The sequence below is a fragment of the Azospirillum humicireducens genome, assembly GCF_001639105.2.
GTDB lineage: Bacteria > Pseudomonadota > Alphaproteobacteria > Azospirillales > Azospirillaceae > Azospirillum > Azospirillum humicireducens.
Window position 1 is genome coordinate 91,726 of the sequence record NZ_CP015285.1, and the last position, 15,504, is coordinate 107,229.

Sequence of the window (15,504 nt, forward strand, 5' to 3'; positions counted from 1 at the left end):
GTGCAAACTCGTCAAAACGTATCCAACTCGATCACCGTACAATCGAGTCCGCGTTGCGCCAACGTGCCGCAGGCGGTGTCGACCTGCAACCGCGTGAAGGGAGCCACCCCCACCTCGTACAGCAGCCGGCCCTTGCGGAACACCGGCCACACCATCGGCGGCAGGTCGCGGTAGGCGCTGCCCGGCCCGGCGGTGAACTCCTTCCAGGCGCGCAGCCCCTCGGTGTAGCTGACATATTCGCCGAGCTTGATGCCATAGAGCATGCCCGGCTCGACCGGCGGCATTCCCGGCAGCGGATAGGGCGCCACCACCCCGACCAGCCCCTGCACCGGTGCGACCGCGCGGGTGCCGGCGGGCAGGGCCAGCGTCGCCTCGCCATTGGCGGCGCCGATCAGCGCCACCACGTCGCCCTTGCGCAGGGTGAAGCCGCGCCGCTTGCGGTTGGTCAGGATCTCGGTGGCGGAGATCGGGCCGGCGGCGACGACATAGCCTTCCGCCGGGGTCTGGGCCGCCTTGTCCCAGGCGGCGCGCGGAACGACGGCGGCGCTGCGGTGGGGCGGTGGGGCGTCCGCCGGCTGGCTGGCGGCGGGCTTGGGCGGGCGCGGACCCTCGCCGCCGATCGCCGGCCGCCCGGTGACCATCAGCGCCGGGTCCAGCGAATCGGCGGGCACATAGCCGATGGGCTGGCCGCCGATGGCGACCTCCGTCCAATAGGTGCCGCGCGGGGTGCCCAGCGCGTTCAGCGCCTTGCCCTGCTTCAGCGTCATCACGATGCGGGCGTCCTCGCCGGGGCCGATCCGCACCTCGATGTCGCGGTTCAGCACCACCTCGCCGGTCAGGGGGGCGCCGATGGCGACCGGGCTCTGCGCCTGCGTGGGCCGGGCAGCCGTCATTGCACCGCCGAGAGCCAGGAGGCCGAGAAGGACGGCAAGCGCCGGCAGCGGCGCGCGGAGAATGGGTGTGGCGGTCATGGTGCGGCTTCCGCAGCGGATGCCGGCCCAGCGCGGTCCGGCATCCGGCGGCCCAGCATCTGCCCACCGACAAGATCGTGGATGGCGTCGGCCAGCAGGCGCACCGGCTTGGCTGCCGTGCCGCGGGCACGGTGCAGGGCGATGTCGACGTCGGGCAGGTCGGGAAACCCTTCCGCTGCGCCGATGCGGCGCAGGCTGGCCGGGACCGTGCAGGATTCCATCGCCGTCACCCCCAGACCGCCCATCACCGCGCCATGGACGGCGACGACGCTCTTGCTGGTGAAGGAGACGCGCCAGCCGCGCCCCATCCCGTCCAGGGCGGCGACGGCGATGTCGCGCACGACGCAGCCCTTGGGGAACAGGGCCAGAGGCAGCGGATCGAGGCTTTCGACCGGCCGGTGGCCCGTCATCGGCGCCGGATCCCGCGGCGGGGCAACCCAGGACACCGGCTCCTGCCGCACCAGCTCGCCGCCGGCCTCGCCGGCCTTGCGGGTGATCAGCGCCAGATCGTAGCGGCCCTTGTCGATCTCCGCCACCAGATCGGGGCTGTTGTCGCAGATCACCTCCACCATCACCTCGGGATAGGCGGCGTTGAAGCGGGCCAGCACGTCGGGCAGCAGCATGGTGGCGTAATCGTCGGGCGTGCCGATGCGGACGCTGGCCACCGCCGGGCCGCGGTGCATCAGCGCCATCACCTCGTCGTTCAGGGTCAGCATGCGCCGGGCATAGGCCAGCAGGACCTCGCCGTCACGTGTCATGCGCACGCCGTGGGTGTCGCGTTCGAACACCCGCTTGCCCACCGTGTCCTCCAGCCGGCGCACCTGCTGGCTGACCGCCGCCTGGGTGCGGCCCAGCCTTTCGCCGGCACGGGTGAAGCTGGCGCTGTCGGCCACGGCGACGAAGGCGCGGAGCAGGTCGGTGTCGAGGTTGGCGGGCATGGCGGGGAACCGGAAGTTGCCTCCCATTCAAGCAGAGCGCCCGCCCATCCGCAACGTCGCGGTCATCACGGATCGTAATGACGGCATAATGCCTATTCGTTTCCAAGGGAATGGCGCGCGGCCCATGTTCGGTCTCCAACCGCTTTGGAGTTTCGGCCATGTCCCTGTTCGCCGCCTGGACCGGCGTGGTTCTCGCTGCCGCCCGGATCGATCCGCCCGCGGTCCCCCCGCCGGCAGTGCCGGAACCGCGGCGTTTCCGTCTTGCCCACAATCCGGTTCCCGCACCCGCACCCGCACCCGCACCCGCCCGGCGGCTGGTTGCGGAGGAGGCCCCGATGTCGCTGCGGAGCCCGCTGGCGATCCGGGACCGGCTGTGTCTTGAGAAGTAGGGGGACGTCCGCCTATCCTGCCGCCGACAAGAATGCGGGAGGAGCGCAAAATGGCGCGGGTCTATGTGCTGTACACCGGGGGCACCATCGGGTGCGTCACCAATGCCGACGGGGCGCTGGCCCCGGTGCCGGGGCCGGAGTTCGAACGGCTGGTCCTGTCGATGCCGGGCCTGTCCGGCCATGGGGTGCAGGATTACAAGGACCTGACCTGGACCATGGGCTGGTTCGACCGCACGCTCGACAGTTCCAACATGACGCCGGTGGACTGGATCGCCATCGCCCGGCGGCTGCTGTCGGTCTATGACCGGTATGACGGCTTCGTCGTGCTGCACGGCACCGACAGCATGGCCTACAGCGCGTCGGCCCTGTCCTTCCTGCTGCCCGGCCTGACCAAGCCGGTGGTGTTCAGCGGGTCGCAGGTGCCGCTGTCCTTCACGCTGAGCGACGCGCCCGCCAATCTGGTCGGCGCCGTCGTGGCGGCGGGGACCTTGCCGGTGCCGGAGGTCTGCGTCTATTTCGACACCAAGCTGCTGCGCGGCAACCGCTCGTCCAAGGTCGACGCCAACCGCTTCGCCGGCTTCGATTCGCCGAACTTCCCGCCGCTCGCCACCATCGGCAGCGTGGTCGCCCGCAACGAACCCTATTGGCTGCCGATGCCGGGTGCGGCGGTCTCGCTGGACGATGCGGAGAACCGGGGTGCGCGGCTGGCTGCGCTGGACGCCCAGGCGGCGGCGCTGGCGGACTTCTCGGTCGTCATTCTGTGGCTGTATCCGGGCATCCGCGCCAGCACGGTGTCGGCGATGCTGACCGGCACCAGCCCGGCGGCCAAGGGGGCGGTGCTGCTGGCCTTCGGCGAGGGCAACGGTCCGACCGACCCGGAGTTCCTCGACGCGCTGTCGGCGGCGGTGACGGCCGGGGTCGTGGTGATGGACAACACCCAGGTGCAGCGCGGCGCGGTGCTGCCCGGCGCCTACGCCACCGGGTTGGGCGCGGTCGGAGCCGTCGGCGCTTATGACATGACGCCGGAGGCCAGCTACGCCAAGCTGGTCTGCCTGCTTGCCGGTGGATTGGATGCCGCGACGGTCAAGGCGGAGATGCCGAAGCCGCTGGCCGGAGAGCTGACGGCGATCGAGGGCTGACGCCTGTCCGGAGGCGGGGGCCATTGGGCTTCCCGCCTCCGCCGGTGACTTACTGCATGCCGGGCTTGTTCGGCGACAGGGTGCGCTCGTCCATCGTGCCCCGGCCCATCGAGCCGCTGCTCATCGAGCCCTGGTTCATGGTGCCCTGGTTCATCGTCCCCTGGCCCATGGAGCCGGCGCCCATACCGCCCATGGAGCCGCCCATCGACCCATCCATGGCCCCGCCGGTCGAGCTGCCGTAGCCGGTGTTGGCCTGGCTGCTGTATTGGGCGAGCTGCTGCAGCTCGGTCTGGTCATGCATGATGACGACCTGACGTCCGCGCCGTTCGAAGGACGATGGGGTGAGCATGAGGGGCTGGCCGGTCTTGGCCATCTTCATCTCCACCATCGTCTGGCCCTGGGCGTCGGTGGTGACGTTCTGGATGGTGCCGGCGACCGGCCCGCCATGGCGGTGGACCACCCGCTTGCCGATCAGGTCGCGGCTGGCCTGAACGTCGCGGTCGCCGCTCTGGGCTTCGGCCGGCATGGTGCCGGCCAGCAGCAGCAGGGCGGGCACGGTGGCGGCGAGAAATTTGCGCATGTCATCCTCCCGGACTTCAACCGAATTGGATTTCAACCGAGTGCGGGAAGGCCGGGGGCGCCGATGCGCCACCCGATCTCCCTTCGCAGGTGATGACACGTCAGCGGCGGGTTTGTTGCGCCGGCAAGCCGCCATTTCTCAGCTTTGTCATCGGATGGGCCGGCAGATGGCAGGGCTGAAACCACAGTTCGCTTTAAGTGCGAACAAATTTCTGAGACTCTCCTCCTCGCAGAACCGTCAGTCGCGAGGCTTCAGTTATGGTGTCCCTTTCTCCAGCCTACCGGCCCGGTGACATCATCATTGCCGATGGAACGGTGTCCCATTGCGCGATCGTGATCGGCGAAAAGGTGAAATACAGCAGCGGCGTGCGGACCGACTGGATGGTGCTGCATGCCAGCGGCTTCGGCAGCGAACAGCCGCGTGACGGCATCAAGAAGGGCGATGTCGTGAACATGGGCAAGGGCCGCCTGTTCCGGGCGCGGGCGATGAGCGATGCCCAGGCCCAGCTCGTTCAGGAAACCGCCCTGAGGCTGCACAAGGCATCCTCCTCCTACGGCACCGCGCGGGCGGTGTTCGCCTGGGCGGGAAGCACCGGTTTCGGCACCGGCGCGTTCGGGCGGCTGCAGAAATACAAGGAACGGCTGTCGCACACCGAACATCAGGGGGCGGTGAAGAACGTCTTCTGTTCGGAATTCGTCATTCTCTGCTATCAGCTCGCCTTTCTCGACGAGGCGCAGAAGACGCGGCAGGCCAACCCGCTGTTCATCAATCTCGACGCCAAGCACAGCTATCCCAAGCACCTGCGCCAATATCTGCGGACCAACGCCACGATCTGGGAGGAGGGCGAATTCCCACCCTGAGCGGCCGCGGCCGTCAAAGAAAAAGGCGGGCTTGAGCCCGCCTTTTTCGTATCCTTACTCGTCGCCCATCTTGAGCGCGGCGATGAAGGCGCTCTGCGGGATTTCGACCTGCCCGAACTGGCGCATGCGCTTCTTGCCTTCCTTCTGCTTGTCCAGCAGCTTGCGCTTGCGGCTGATGTCGCCGCCATAGCACTTGGCGAGCACGTCCTTGCGCATGGCGCTGATCGTCTCGCGGGCGATGACGCGCCCGCCGATGGCGGCCTGCACGGCGATCTTGAACAGCTGGCGCGGGATCAGCTCCTTCAGCCGCTCGCACAGCTGGCGGCCGCGGCGCTCGGCCTGGCCGCGGTGAACGATCATCGACAGGGCATCGACCGGCTCGGCATTGACGAGGATCGCCATCTTGACGAGGTCGCCCTCCTCATAGCCGTCCATCTGGTAGTCGAAGCTGGCATAGCCGCGGCTGATCGACTTCAGACGGTCGTAGAAGTCGAACACCACCTCGTTCAGCGGCAGGCGGTAGACCAGCATGGCGCGCGAGCCGGCATAGGTCAGCTCGATCTGCTGGCCGCGGCGGTCGGTGCAGAGCTGGAGGATGCCGCCGAGATACTCGTCGGGCAGCATGATGGTGGCCTTGATCCAAGGCTCCTCGATGCGGTCGATCTTGACCACGTCGGGCATGTCGGCCGGGTTGTGCAGGTCCTGCACCGACCCGTCGGTCATGTAGAGCTTGTAGACCACCGACGGCGCTGTGGTGATGAGGTCGAGGTTGAACTCGCGCTCCAGCCGCTCCTGGATGATCTCCAGATGCAAGAGGCCGAGGAAGCCGCAGCGGAAGCCGAAGCCCAGCGCCGCCGACGTTTCGGCCTCGTAATGGAAGCTGGCGTCGTTCAGCTTCAGCTTGCCCAGGCTGTCGCGCAGCCGCTCGAAATCGGCGGCATCGACCGGGAACAGGCCGCACCACACCACCGGCACGGACGGCTTGAAGCCGGCCAGGGCCTCGGTCGCCGGCTTGCGCTCGTCGGTGATGGTGTCGCCGACCTTGGTCAGGGTGATGTCCTTGATCGCGGCGGTGATGAAGCCCATCTCGCCCGGCCGCAGCTCGCCGGTCAGCAGAGCCTTCGGCGTGAACACGCCGACGCGGTCGACGTCGTGGGCGGAGCCGGCGGCCATGAAGCGCACCTTCTGCCCGACCTTCAGCACGCCGTCGACCACGCGCACCAGAATGACGACGCCGAGATAGGGGTCGTACCAGGAATCGACCAGCAGCGCCTTCAGGGCGGCGTCGGCATCGCCCTTGGGCGGCGGCAGCCGCTTGACCACCGCCTCCAGCACCGCGCCGATGTTGAGGCCGGACTTGGCCGAGATCTCCACCGCGTCGGAGGCATCCAGCCCGATCACGTCCTCGATCTGCTGCTTGACCCGCTCCGGCTCGGCGGCGGGCAGGTCGATCTTGTTGAGGACCGGGATGATCTCGTGGTTGTTGTCGATGGCCTGATAGACGTTGGCGAGCGTCTGCGCCTCAACGCCTTGCGAGGCGTCGACCACCAGGATCGAGCCCTCGCAGGCGGACAAGGACCGGCTGACCTCATAGGCGAAGTCGACGTGGCCGGGGGTGTCCATCAGGTTCAGCGTGTACTGCTTGCCGTCCTCGGCCTTGTAGAGCAGGCGGACGGTCTGGGCCTTGATGGTGATGCCGCGCTCGCGCTCGATGTCCATGCTGTCGAGCACCTGTTCGCGCATCTCGCGCGCGTCGAGGCCGCCGCACTGCTGGATCAACCGGTCGGCAAGGGTCGACTTGCCATGGTCGATGTGGGCGATGATCGAGAAATTGCGGATGTGCGAAAGGTCAGTCATCGGGGCCCGGACAAGCGAGAGTTTGCCGGGAACATAGGGCGGTCGGGGGATGGGCGCAATGATGGTGTGAGCCGGCTATGGTGGCAGCAACCCTTTGTCGCTCGCCCATGCCAACCAGTCGATGGTTTCGGTTTCGATCACGTCCAGGCTGTTGCCGGGATCGTGGCCGTGATTGTCGGTGAACAGGATCAGGTTGTCGCAATGCCAGCGCGCCGACGGAACGAGAATGCCGTCGCAGCCGAGGAAGGCCGCGGCGGCGCCGATGGCCTGCGTGCGGTCGTAGGCTGATCCATCATAGCCCTCGGTCGGGACCGACAAATCCTCCAGCGTGGTGCGGATGAGGCGGAGGGTCTTGCCGGCCGTAACGGTCAGACGGTGGAGCTTTGCCGGCTTCGACGGACGGGGGATGAAGCGGCTCCAGTGATAGGTGATCTCCGCCAGCGCGCCTTCGCGCTCTAGGCTCGTGTAAAGAACCACGGGCCCCCCTGCGGGCGCCCAACGTCCACCGTTGGTGGAGGGCGCTAATGGATGCAAGCCGGCGCGGGTGGCGCGGAATGTGCTACCGGAAAAGCATTCAGTAGGGCGTGCCGATAAACCTTCCAATAAGTTTGGGTCGTGGATCACGGCAGCCTCGCCTCGTCACATCGAAATCGTTATGCTGATTGCGCTTTCCGGTACGCCAAGCCCTAGAGCCAAGCCGCGTTTGGCTTCGGCTATCGTTAATGGACGAATAACAGTCGTGTTTTCAGCGTGGGAAGAAGATGGTTGAGATGAGGGCAATGGTGAGAAAATGAGATCTTTGAATTCAATATCATTGATGAATTCAAATGTGTCCTTGCCTTCATAGCGGACAGGGTTGCGCCATCCGCCCCAGCAATTTGGGATACTGATTTCAGCGAATTCTTTGAACTGAATTAGCCAGCGGCCCTCTCCTTCTTTTGAAGGGATAACCCCGGAAATACGTCCAACCAGAAAGCCTTCGCCGTGCTGATGATCAGCGCCGCCCCATGCGCCGTTGTGTCTGTTTTGTACGCAAACAACAAATTGACACTTCAGGACTCGATTTGGATCAAGGACCCAAGCTTGCGAGCCTCCATCGCTGAGGATTCGGTCTCGTCCCCTTGCCGTGTAGACCAGTACAATCTCGTCGGACATGTCAACCTCCCACGCACAGCAACACCTATGCTAGGCGATCGGCACGAGGAAGTCAACTTGTCCTGAGTTACGGCGCGCATACTTTCTGATACTTTTGTCAGACGTATGTCCCATCTAAAAGTTGATTCAACACCGCTTGCACCTCGTCGACCCGGCCCTGCTGGATCAAGGTGGCGGGTATGGCATGGTTCAGCCGTGGTTGTGGTGTGAACAGCCATTGCCGAGCCTCCTCGGGTTCGTAGAGATCGGAAAGTTGATCGACGATGAACTCTGCATCGACCAGCCTTTTGCGAGCCTCGGGCACGGGAAAGTCGCGGCCCTGATCCCAGCGTGCAACCTGGTCTGGGGCTGCCCCCAAAAGATTGGCGACATCCACATTGCGCATCGCCCCCTTGCGGTGGAGCGATTCCAATTTCCGGGCAATGGCGTTGCTCATGATGTCACGCCTCTCCGCACCAAATCACACATCAACACTAGCATCGCTTAGGAAATGGGACAACGCGCGGCGTCTTTCCAGGTTTCCGGGCACACCCGGCCTCACCGCCCCCCAAGTCCCCGATACAACTCCATGTACTCCTCCGCCGGGCCGTGCCAGCCGAAGTCCCGCGTCATGGCGCGGCGCTGCATTGCCTGCCAGCGGTCGGGCTTGCGGTAGACGGTCATCGCGCGGCGCAGCGCCCACACCAGTTCCTGGCCGGTCGCGTTGACGAACTGGAACCCCGTCGCGCTGCCGTCGGCGCTGGCGGCGGGGTTGGCGTCGATCACCGTGTCGGCGAGGCCGCCGGTGCGGCGGACCAACGGCAGGGTGCCGTATTTCAACGCGTAGAGCTGGGTCAGGCCGCAGGGCTCGGAGCGCGACGGCACCAGGAACAGGTCGGACCCGGCCTGGATTCGGTGGGACAACGGCTCGTCATAGCCGATGCGCACGCCGATGGACTGCGGATGCCACTGGGCGAGCTGGCGGAAGCCGGCCTCGCTGGAGGCGTCGCCGCTGCCCAGCACCACCAGCTGGCCGCCCCAGGACACCCATTGGCCCGCCGCCTCCAGCACGAGGTCCAGGCCCTTGTGCCAGGTCAGGCGGCTGACCACGGCGGCCAAGGGCGCGTCGGCGCGGCGGTCCAGGCCGAAGGCGGATTGCAGGTCGGCCTTGCAGGCGTCCTTTCCACCGAGGTCGTCGGGGGTGTAGCGGGCGGGCAGATGCGGGTCGGTGGCCGGATCCCACACCGCGTAATCGACGCCGTTCAGGATGCCGGTCAGCACGTCGGACCGGCTGGCGAGAAGGCCCTGCAGGCCGGTGCCGTGCTCCGCCGTCTGGATCTCGTTGGCATAGGTCGGGCTGACCGTGGTCAGGCGGTCGGCGTAGAAGCAACCCGCCTTCAGGAAGCTGATGTTGCCGTAATACTCGACACCATCGACGCGGAAGCTGGCGGAGGGCAGGCCGATGTCGCCCATCATCCACGGGCCGAACAGGCCCTGATAGGCGATGTTGTGGATGGTCAGCACCGTGCCCGGCCGGAAGGGGCCGGCGAAACGGTCGGGGCGCAGCGCCAGATAGGCGGGGATCAGTCCGGCCTGCCAGTCATGGCCGTGCAGGATGTCGGGCCGCCACCAGGGATCGTAGGACTTCTCGGCGGCGAAACCGGCGGCGACCCAGGCGAGTGCGGCGAAGCGCAGGGCGTTGTCGCCCCAATCCTTGCCGTCCGGCCCCAGATAGGGATTGCCGGGACGGTCGTACAGCGACGGCGCCTTCAGCGCATAGGCGAGAACCCCGTCGGCGGTGCGGCCGATGCACAGCTGGGCGCGGTCGCAGCCGGGCAGGTCGGTGATCAGGTCGCCGACGTCATGCAGGTTCTGCAAACTGTTCAGAACGGCGGGATAGCCCGGCAGCAGCAGGCGGACATCGGCGCCCGCGGCGTTCAGGGCCGGCGGCAGGGCGGCGGACACGTCCGCCAGCCCCCCCGTCTTGACCATCGGGTAGCATTCGGACGTGACGTAGAGGACGCGCATCGGGAAGGCACTCGGATGAAAGGCGGGAGGGAGAGGCGGAGAGCTGAACGGCTGGCCTTCCGCTCACCCGGCCGTCATCCCCGCGGAGGCGGGGATCCAGGCTGTTCCGAAGGGCCGGCTTCGGGGGCTGGAGTCCCGCCTGCGCGGGAATGACGGCTGAGGGGGGAGGGGACGGCTTCGGTCGGAGGGGGAAGGGGGGCTCCCTAGTCCTTCGGCAGCTTCTCGATCATCTCGCGGGTGATCAGGACGACGCCGCCCTCGCTGCGGTGGAAGCGCTTGGCGTCCAGCTCCGGATCCTCGCCGACGACGAGGCCGTTGGGGATGCTGACGCCGCGGTCGATCACCACCTTCTTCAGGCGGCAATGGCGGCCGATGTCGCATTCCGGCAGGACCACCGCCTCGTGCAGCTCGCTGTAGGAATTGACGCGGACCGAGCTGAACAGCAGCGACCGCCGCACGGTGGACCCGGAGATGATGCAGCCGCCCGACACCAGGCTGTCGATCGCCGTGCCGCGCCGGTCATTGTCGTCGAAGACGAATTTGGCGGGGGGAAGCTGTTCCTGGTAGGTGAAGATCGGCCAGTCGCGGTTGTACATGTTCAATTGCGGCGTGACGTGGCAGAGGTCGAGGTTGGCCTCCCAATAGGCGTCGATGGTGCCGACGTCGCGCCAGTAGGGGACGTCGTCCGGCGCGTCGATGATGGCGCTGTCGGCGTAATCATGGGCGATGATGCGGGCGCCGGTCTTCACCAGATGCGGGATGATGTCCTTGCCGAAGTCGCGGCTGGAGCCGGGGGTGGCGACGTCGCGCTCCAGCTGGTCGTAGAGGAACTGGGCGTTGAAGACGTAGATGCCCATGCTGGCCAGCGCCATGTCCGGGCGGCCCGGCATCGGCGGCGGATCGGCCGGCTTTTCGACGAAGTCGATGATGCGGCGCTCGTCGTCGATGTGCATCACGCCGAAGCCGGTCGCCTGTTCGCGCGGAACCGCGATGCAGGGAACGGTGACGTCGGCCTTGCGGTCGATGTGGTCGAGCAGCAGCGCGCCGTAATCCATCTTGTAGATGTGGTCGCCGGCCAGGATCAGGACATATTCCGGCTCGTGGTCGCGCAGGATGTCCAGGTTCTGGAATACGGCGTCGGCGGTGCCCTGATACCACTCCGTCTCGCTGACGCGCTGCTGGGCCGGCAGCAGGTCGCAGAACTCGTTCATCTCGCCGCGGAAGACGTTCCAGCCGCGCTGGAGGTGGCGCAGAAGGCTGTGCGACTTGTACTGCGTCAGCACGCCGATGCGGCGGAAGCCGGAATTGACGCAATTGGACAGCGCGAAGTCGATGATGCGGAACTTGCCGCCGAAATATGTGGCCGGCTTCGCCCGCCGGTCGGTCAGCTGCTTCAGACGGCTTCCGCGTCCCCCGGCCAACACCAGCGCCACCGCACGTCGCGGTGCAAGGCGCAGATCCCGTTTGTCGAGCATGGCCGTTACCCCCTTTGCCTTTTTCTTGCGGCCGCCCGGCGGCGGCCTTCCCGATGGAGGCGTTGACGGTGCCACATCTCGCCGCCATGTCCAATAGGCCCGGCGGTGGGTTCGCCTCGGCTGACCCGCCGCATCGCCCGTTCCGCCCGCCTAGGCGGAAAGAGGGGCTGGCCGTTCGGACCGGATGGACGGAGCAGACGGGCTGCCCCATTCCCGCCGCTCCTCGCGGCAGTGACCGCCGCGTGGGCCATTTTCTGCACATTTTTTGACCAACTGCCGGAATGGCAGCCAGACGGCTGCGCCAAAGCTGCGCATCCGGCCCATTCATTCGGTCGAAAGCCCGAAAATTGCGGCGGAATGTCGGCTCCGGCATCTGCCCATTTCCTGTGCAAACCCACCTTGCGACTCGTAGGGGGGTGCCCGTTCGGGGGTCCTGCGCCGGGACAACCCTGACGATTCCAAGCCGTTTTGGACTGGCACGCTTCTTGTAACGATCGAGGCGTCCTCGGTCCCGTCCGCCGCCCCGTCTTTGCCGGGGACGGGGCGACCGGGACGGGGTCGCCCCAGTGCGGCGTTTGCGCGCGGAATGCCTCCGGTGCCGCGCCGGCCATGCAGGGGTGGGAGCGATTTTGGAGAAAGAGGAGCCTCGATGAACCGTCTGTTCCTTCTGGCCGCACCGATGATGGCGGTTGCTCTGGGCGCGGTCGGCATGCCGGCCGCAGCCCTTGCCCAGGACGCGGCGGCTGCCGCCGCTGCTGCCGCGCCGGCGGCTCCGGCGCTGAATGGCGGCGACACCGCCTGGATGCTGGTCTCCACGGCGCTGGTGCTGATGATGACCATTCCGGGTCTGGCGCTGTTCTACGGCGGCATGGTCCGCAAGATGAACGTGCTGGCGACGGTGATGCAGAGCTTCGCCATCACCTGCCTGATCAGCGTCCTGTGGTACGTGATCGGCTACAGCCTGGCCTTCACCGGCACCGGCGCCTACATCGGCGGGCTGGACCGGCTGTTCCTGAACGGTCTCGACTTCTCGAAGGCGTTCGTGCTGGGCGAGGCGACCGGCGCCGGCGTGCCGACGACGATCCCCGAGCCGGTCTTCATGATGTTCCAGATGACCTTCGCGATCATCACCCCGGCGCTGATCACCGGCGCCTTCGCGGACCGCATGAAGTTCTCCTCGCTGCTGGTCTTCACCACCCTGTGGTCGATCGTGGTCTATGCGCCGATCGCCCACTGGGTCTGGTATCCGTCGGGCTTCCTGTTCGGCATGGGCGTGCTGGACTTCGCCGGCGGCACGGTCGTCCACATCAACGCGGGCGTCGCCGGCCTGGTCGCCGCGCTGGTGATCGGCAAGCGCAAGGGCTACCCGAAGGAAGCCTTCATGCCGCACAACCTGGTGCTGTCGCTGATCGGCGCCTCGCTGCTGTGGGTGGGCTGGTTCGGCTTCAACGCCGGTTCCGCCCTGACCGCCGGTCCGCGCGCCGGCATGGCCATGGCCGCCACGCACATCGCCACCGCCGGCGCCGCCATGGGCTGGCTGTTCGCGGAGTGGATCGTCAAGGGCAAGCCGTCGATCCTCGGCATCATCTCCGGCGCCGTCGCCGGCCTGGTCGCCGTCACCCCGGCCGCCGGCTTCGTCGATCCGACGGGCGCCATCATCATCGGCATCGTCGCCGGCGTGATCTGCTTCTGGTCGGCCACCAGCCTGAAGCACATGCTGGGCTATGACGACAGCCTGGACGCCTTCGGCGTGCACGGTGTCGGCGGCCTGATCGGCGCCATCCTGACCGGCGTCTTCGCCAAGATGTCGGTGTCCAACGCGGAAGGCGCCTTCGCCGCCGTCCTGCAGGCCGACCCGTCGGCCACCCTGGGCCTGCTGGAAGGCAACGCCGGCGCGGTGTGGATCCAGATCCAGGGCGTCCTCTACACCATGGTCTGGTGCGCCGTCGCCACCTTCGTCCTGCTGAAGGTCATCGATGTGGTGATGGGCCTGCGCGTGGACGAGGATGTGGAGCGCGACGGTCTCGACCTCGCCCTGCATGGCGAGAGCATCCACTAAGAACACTCCCTTTCCCACGGGTCTCTCCGAAAGGGCCGCCGGGCTTCCCGGCGGCCTTTTTCGTTTGCCGCCGCCGGAGTGTTGCGCAGGGATTGTTGCGCCGGCGGAAACGCTGTGGCGCGGGCGTGCCGGCTTCACGGCGGGGCCGCGGCGGACTACCTCTGGTCCATCGTCAGCGCTCTTCTTTCGGGAGTCCCCGCCATGTCCGCCCAGTCCGCCACCCCCGGTGTCCGTCCGGTCCTCGCCGCCGTGGAGGGCATGGCCACCTCCGACGGCGCCGGGGTCAGCATGACCCGCATGCTGGGCACGCCCCGCCTGCGCACGCTCGACCCCTTCCTGATGCTGGACCTGTTCGGGTCCGACCGGCCGACCGACTATCTGGCGGGCTTCCCCGACCATCCCCACCGCGGCTTCGAGACGGTCACCTACATGCTGGCCGGCCGCATGCGCCATGCCGACAACCACGGGCATGAGGGCGTGATCGAAACCGGCGGCGTGCAGTGGATGACCGCCGGCCGCGGCCTGATCCATTCGGAGATGCCGGAGCAGACCGAAGGGCTGATGCGCGGCTTCCAGCTGTGGATCAACCTGCCGGCCCGGCTGAAGATGACCGAGCCGCGCTATCAGGAGTTCCCGGCCGCCTCCATCCCGGTGGAACGGCGCGAGGACGGCGCCACCGTCACCGTGATCGCCGGCGACACCGCCCGCGGCACTGCCGGTCCGGTGCGGGCCGAGGCGACCGACGCCCGTTACTTCGACGTCAATCTGCCGCCGTCGGTCTCCTTCGCCGAGCCGCTGCCTGCCGGCCACACCGCCTTCCTGGTGCTGTTCGAAGGCACGCTGGATGTCGCCGGCGAGGGGCTGATGTCGGGACCGCGGGTGATCGTGCTGGGCGACGGCGAGCGGGTGGAGGCGACCGCCGGGGCCGGGGGGGCGCGCTTCCTGCTGCTGGCCGGCGAGCCGATCGGCGAACCCATCGCGTGGGGCGGTCCCTTCGTCATGAACACGCGCGAAGAGGTGATGCAGGCCTTCCGCGATTTCGAGGAGGGGCGCATCTGAGGCGCATCTGATCGGGGGATGCCGCGCGCCAACCCGTTCTTCGGGGGAGGTGCGCGGCATCTCGTGCCTTGCACCCCCGCCACCGCCGGTTATCATGGCGCACTCGGTGTTAATACGAACGATGGCGGGGAGCTGGGGCGATGCGTGCAAAGGGGCTGTTGGGTGGGTTCAAGGGTGTTGCCGCCGCCGGCGTTCTGGCCCTGACGCTGGCGGCAGGCCTGTCGACCGCCAAACCTGCCGCCGCGGTGGACCTGTCCAAGGCCGCCGCCGATTTCGGGCCGGAGGGCGCCTGGACCAACCAGTGCGACATCGACCGGATGACCGACAGCAAGACCTGCCGGCTGATGATCTACCGCCTGTTCGACGACGGGAAGGATGTCGGCTTCATCGCGCTCAGCGTCATCCCGACCGGCAACGACTTCCACCTGTTCCTGACCACCAGCCAGGGGCTGGTCGACCGCTGCGCCATCCGCGTCGACCGCCAGCCGCGCATCGAATCGCATGTCGCGACGCTGAACATGTGCATGTTCCCGAATTTCGTGTCCGGCCGCGTCGCCGACCAGTTCCGCAACGGCTCGACCATCCTGGTCCGCGTCAGCTCGCCGCGCCTGGGCAAGCGCGACATCGATTTCCCGCTGAACGGCTTCTCCCGCACCTTCGAGGAGATGCAGCGCAGTCTGCAGTGAGCGGCACGGCGCCGGTCTCTCCCATCGCCTTCATCCCGCCAGCCGGAAGCCAGCCGCCGGTTCTCGCATCGGGCAGCCGTCGCGGTGAATGCGGAAGCCGGAGGAGCGGGCGTAGGCGATGCGGCGGGCGCGCATGATCGAGCCGAGAGGCCGGTGCGCGGGGCCAGTCCGTGCCAGGGGCTGAAGGCCAGCCGGTCGTCGCCGGCGCGCTGATGCGGGCCACGGTGCGGTGGGGGCACAGTTCCTCCGGCCACCGCACGCTGGCGTGCTTGTGCCGGCGCCGCAGGCCACCGTCATGACGTGCCACCAATTTAGAATGATAATCAGAA

General features: G+C 67.3%; 15 protein-coding genes. 6 read left to right on the top strand and 9 right to left on the bottom strand.

The annotated features are described in order from the left end of the window. Window positions 1-11: 11 nt before the first annotated feature. Complete coding sequence (locus A6A40_RS00415) at window positions 12-971, bottom strand: SH3 domain-containing protein (protein ID WP_063633559.1); 960 nt, start codon at window positions 969-971, stop codon at window positions 12-14. Next, entirely contained in the window at window positions 968-1,909 is a 942-nt protein-coding gene (locus tag A6A40_RS00420) for a LysR substrate-binding domain-containing protein (protein ID WP_063636048.1), read from the bottom strand. The genes A6A40_RS00415 and A6A40_RS00420 overlap by 4 nt, the downstream gene beginning before the upstream one ends. Window positions 1,910-2,067: 158 nt before the next feature. Here A6A40_RS00420 and A6A40_RS00425 point away from each other — a divergent pair, with 158 nt between their 5' ends. Together A6A40_RS00425 and A6A40_RS00430 are read left to right on the top strand one after the other, a co-directional pair. Further along, window positions 2,068-2,298, top strand: a complete 231-nt coding sequence (locus tag A6A40_RS00425) for a hypothetical protein (protein WP_063633561.1) — start codon at window positions 2,068-2,070, stop codon at window positions 2,296-2,298. 50 nt (window positions 2,299-2,348) lie between these two features. Continuing rightward, the gene (locus A6A40_RS00430; protein ID WP_063633563.1) at window positions 2,349-3,437 is read left to right on the top strand and encodes an asparaginase; all 1,089 of its coding nucleotides are present in this window, start codon (window positions 2,349-2,351) and stop codon (window positions 3,435-3,437) included. A 49-nt stretch (window positions 3,438-3,486) separates the two neighbouring features. Here A6A40_RS00430 and A6A40_RS00435 read toward each other — a convergent pair whose 3' ends face one another. After that, complete coding sequence (locus A6A40_RS00435) at window positions 3,487-4,017, bottom strand: hypothetical protein (protein WP_063633566.1); 531 nt, start codon at window positions 4,015-4,017, stop codon at window positions 3,487-3,489. Window positions 4,018-4,274: 257 nt separating this feature from the next. Here A6A40_RS00435 and A6A40_RS00440 point away from each other — a divergent pair, with 257 nt between their 5' ends. Next, the gene (locus A6A40_RS00440) at window positions 4,275-4,877 is read left to right on the top strand and encodes a hypothetical protein (RefSeq protein ID WP_063633568.1); all 603 of its coding nucleotides are present in this window, start codon (window positions 4,275-4,277) and stop codon (window positions 4,875-4,877) included. Window positions 4,878-4,931: 54 nt separating this feature from the next. On the opposite strand, the gene lepA is transcribed toward A6A40_RS00440, so the two are convergent. The 6 genes from lepA to glgC all read right to left on the bottom strand — a co-directional run bounded on the left by lepA (window position 4,932) and on the right by glgC (window position 11,371). Continuing rightward, window positions 4,932-6,734 carry a translation elongation factor 4 gene (lepA, locus tag A6A40_RS00445; protein WP_063633570.1) on the bottom strand — a complete coding sequence of 601 codons (1,803 nt, stop codon included), beginning with the start codon at window positions 6,732-6,734 and terminating at the stop codon, window positions 4,932-4,934. Window positions 6,735-6,809: 75 nt separating this feature from the next. Further along, entirely contained in the window at window positions 6,810-7,211 is a 402-nt protein-coding gene (locus A6A40_RS00450; protein WP_236783696.1) for an RES family NAD+ phosphorylase, read from the bottom strand. 162 nt (window positions 7,212-7,373) lie between these two features. Next, the gene (locus A6A40_RS30275; protein ID WP_146191528.1) at window positions 7,374-7,889 is read right to left on the bottom strand and encodes a hypothetical protein; all 516 of its coding nucleotides are present in this window, start codon (window positions 7,887-7,889) and stop codon (window positions 7,374-7,376) included. Window positions 7,890-7,986: 97 nt separating this feature from the next. Continuing rightward, the gene (locus A6A40_RS00455; protein WP_063633575.1) at window positions 7,987-8,325 is read right to left on the bottom strand and encodes an antitoxin Xre/MbcA/ParS toxin-binding domain-containing protein; all 339 of its coding nucleotides are present in this window, start codon (window positions 8,323-8,325) and stop codon (window positions 7,987-7,989) included. 101 nt (window positions 8,326-8,426) lie between these two features. Further along, entirely contained in the window at window positions 8,427-9,896 is a 1,470-nt protein-coding gene (glgA, locus tag A6A40_RS00460) for a glycogen synthase GlgA (protein ID WP_063633577.1), read from the bottom strand. A gap of 203 nt (window positions 9,897-10,099) precedes the next feature. Then, complete coding sequence (glgC, locus tag A6A40_RS00465; RefSeq protein ID WP_063633579.1) at window positions 10,100-11,371, bottom strand: glucose-1-phosphate adenylyltransferase; 1,272 nt, start codon at window positions 11,369-11,371, stop codon at window positions 10,100-10,102. Between the two features lie 649 nt (window positions 11,372-12,020). Between glgC and A6A40_RS00470 the strand changes: the two genes are divergently transcribed. The 3 genes from A6A40_RS00470 to A6A40_RS00480 all read left to right on the top strand — a co-directional run bounded on the left by A6A40_RS00470 (window position 12,021) and on the right by A6A40_RS00480 (window position 15,175). Continuing rightward, window positions 12,021-13,430, top strand: coding sequence for an ammonium transporter (locus A6A40_RS00470; protein ID WP_063633583.1), 1,410 nt, complete (start codon window positions 12,021-12,023; stop codon window positions 13,428-13,430). A gap of 201 nt (window positions 13,431-13,631) precedes the next feature. After that, window positions 13,632-14,489, top strand: coding sequence for a pirin family protein (locus A6A40_RS00475; RefSeq protein WP_063633585.1), 858 nt, complete (start codon window positions 13,632-13,634; stop codon window positions 14,487-14,489). Window positions 14,490-14,629: 140 nt separating this feature from the next. Next, complete coding sequence (locus tag A6A40_RS00480) at window positions 14,630-15,175, top strand: invasion associated locus B family protein (RefSeq protein ID WP_063633588.1); 546 nt, start codon at window positions 14,630-14,632, stop codon at window positions 15,173-15,175. Window positions 15,176-15,504: the final 329 nt, after the last annotated feature.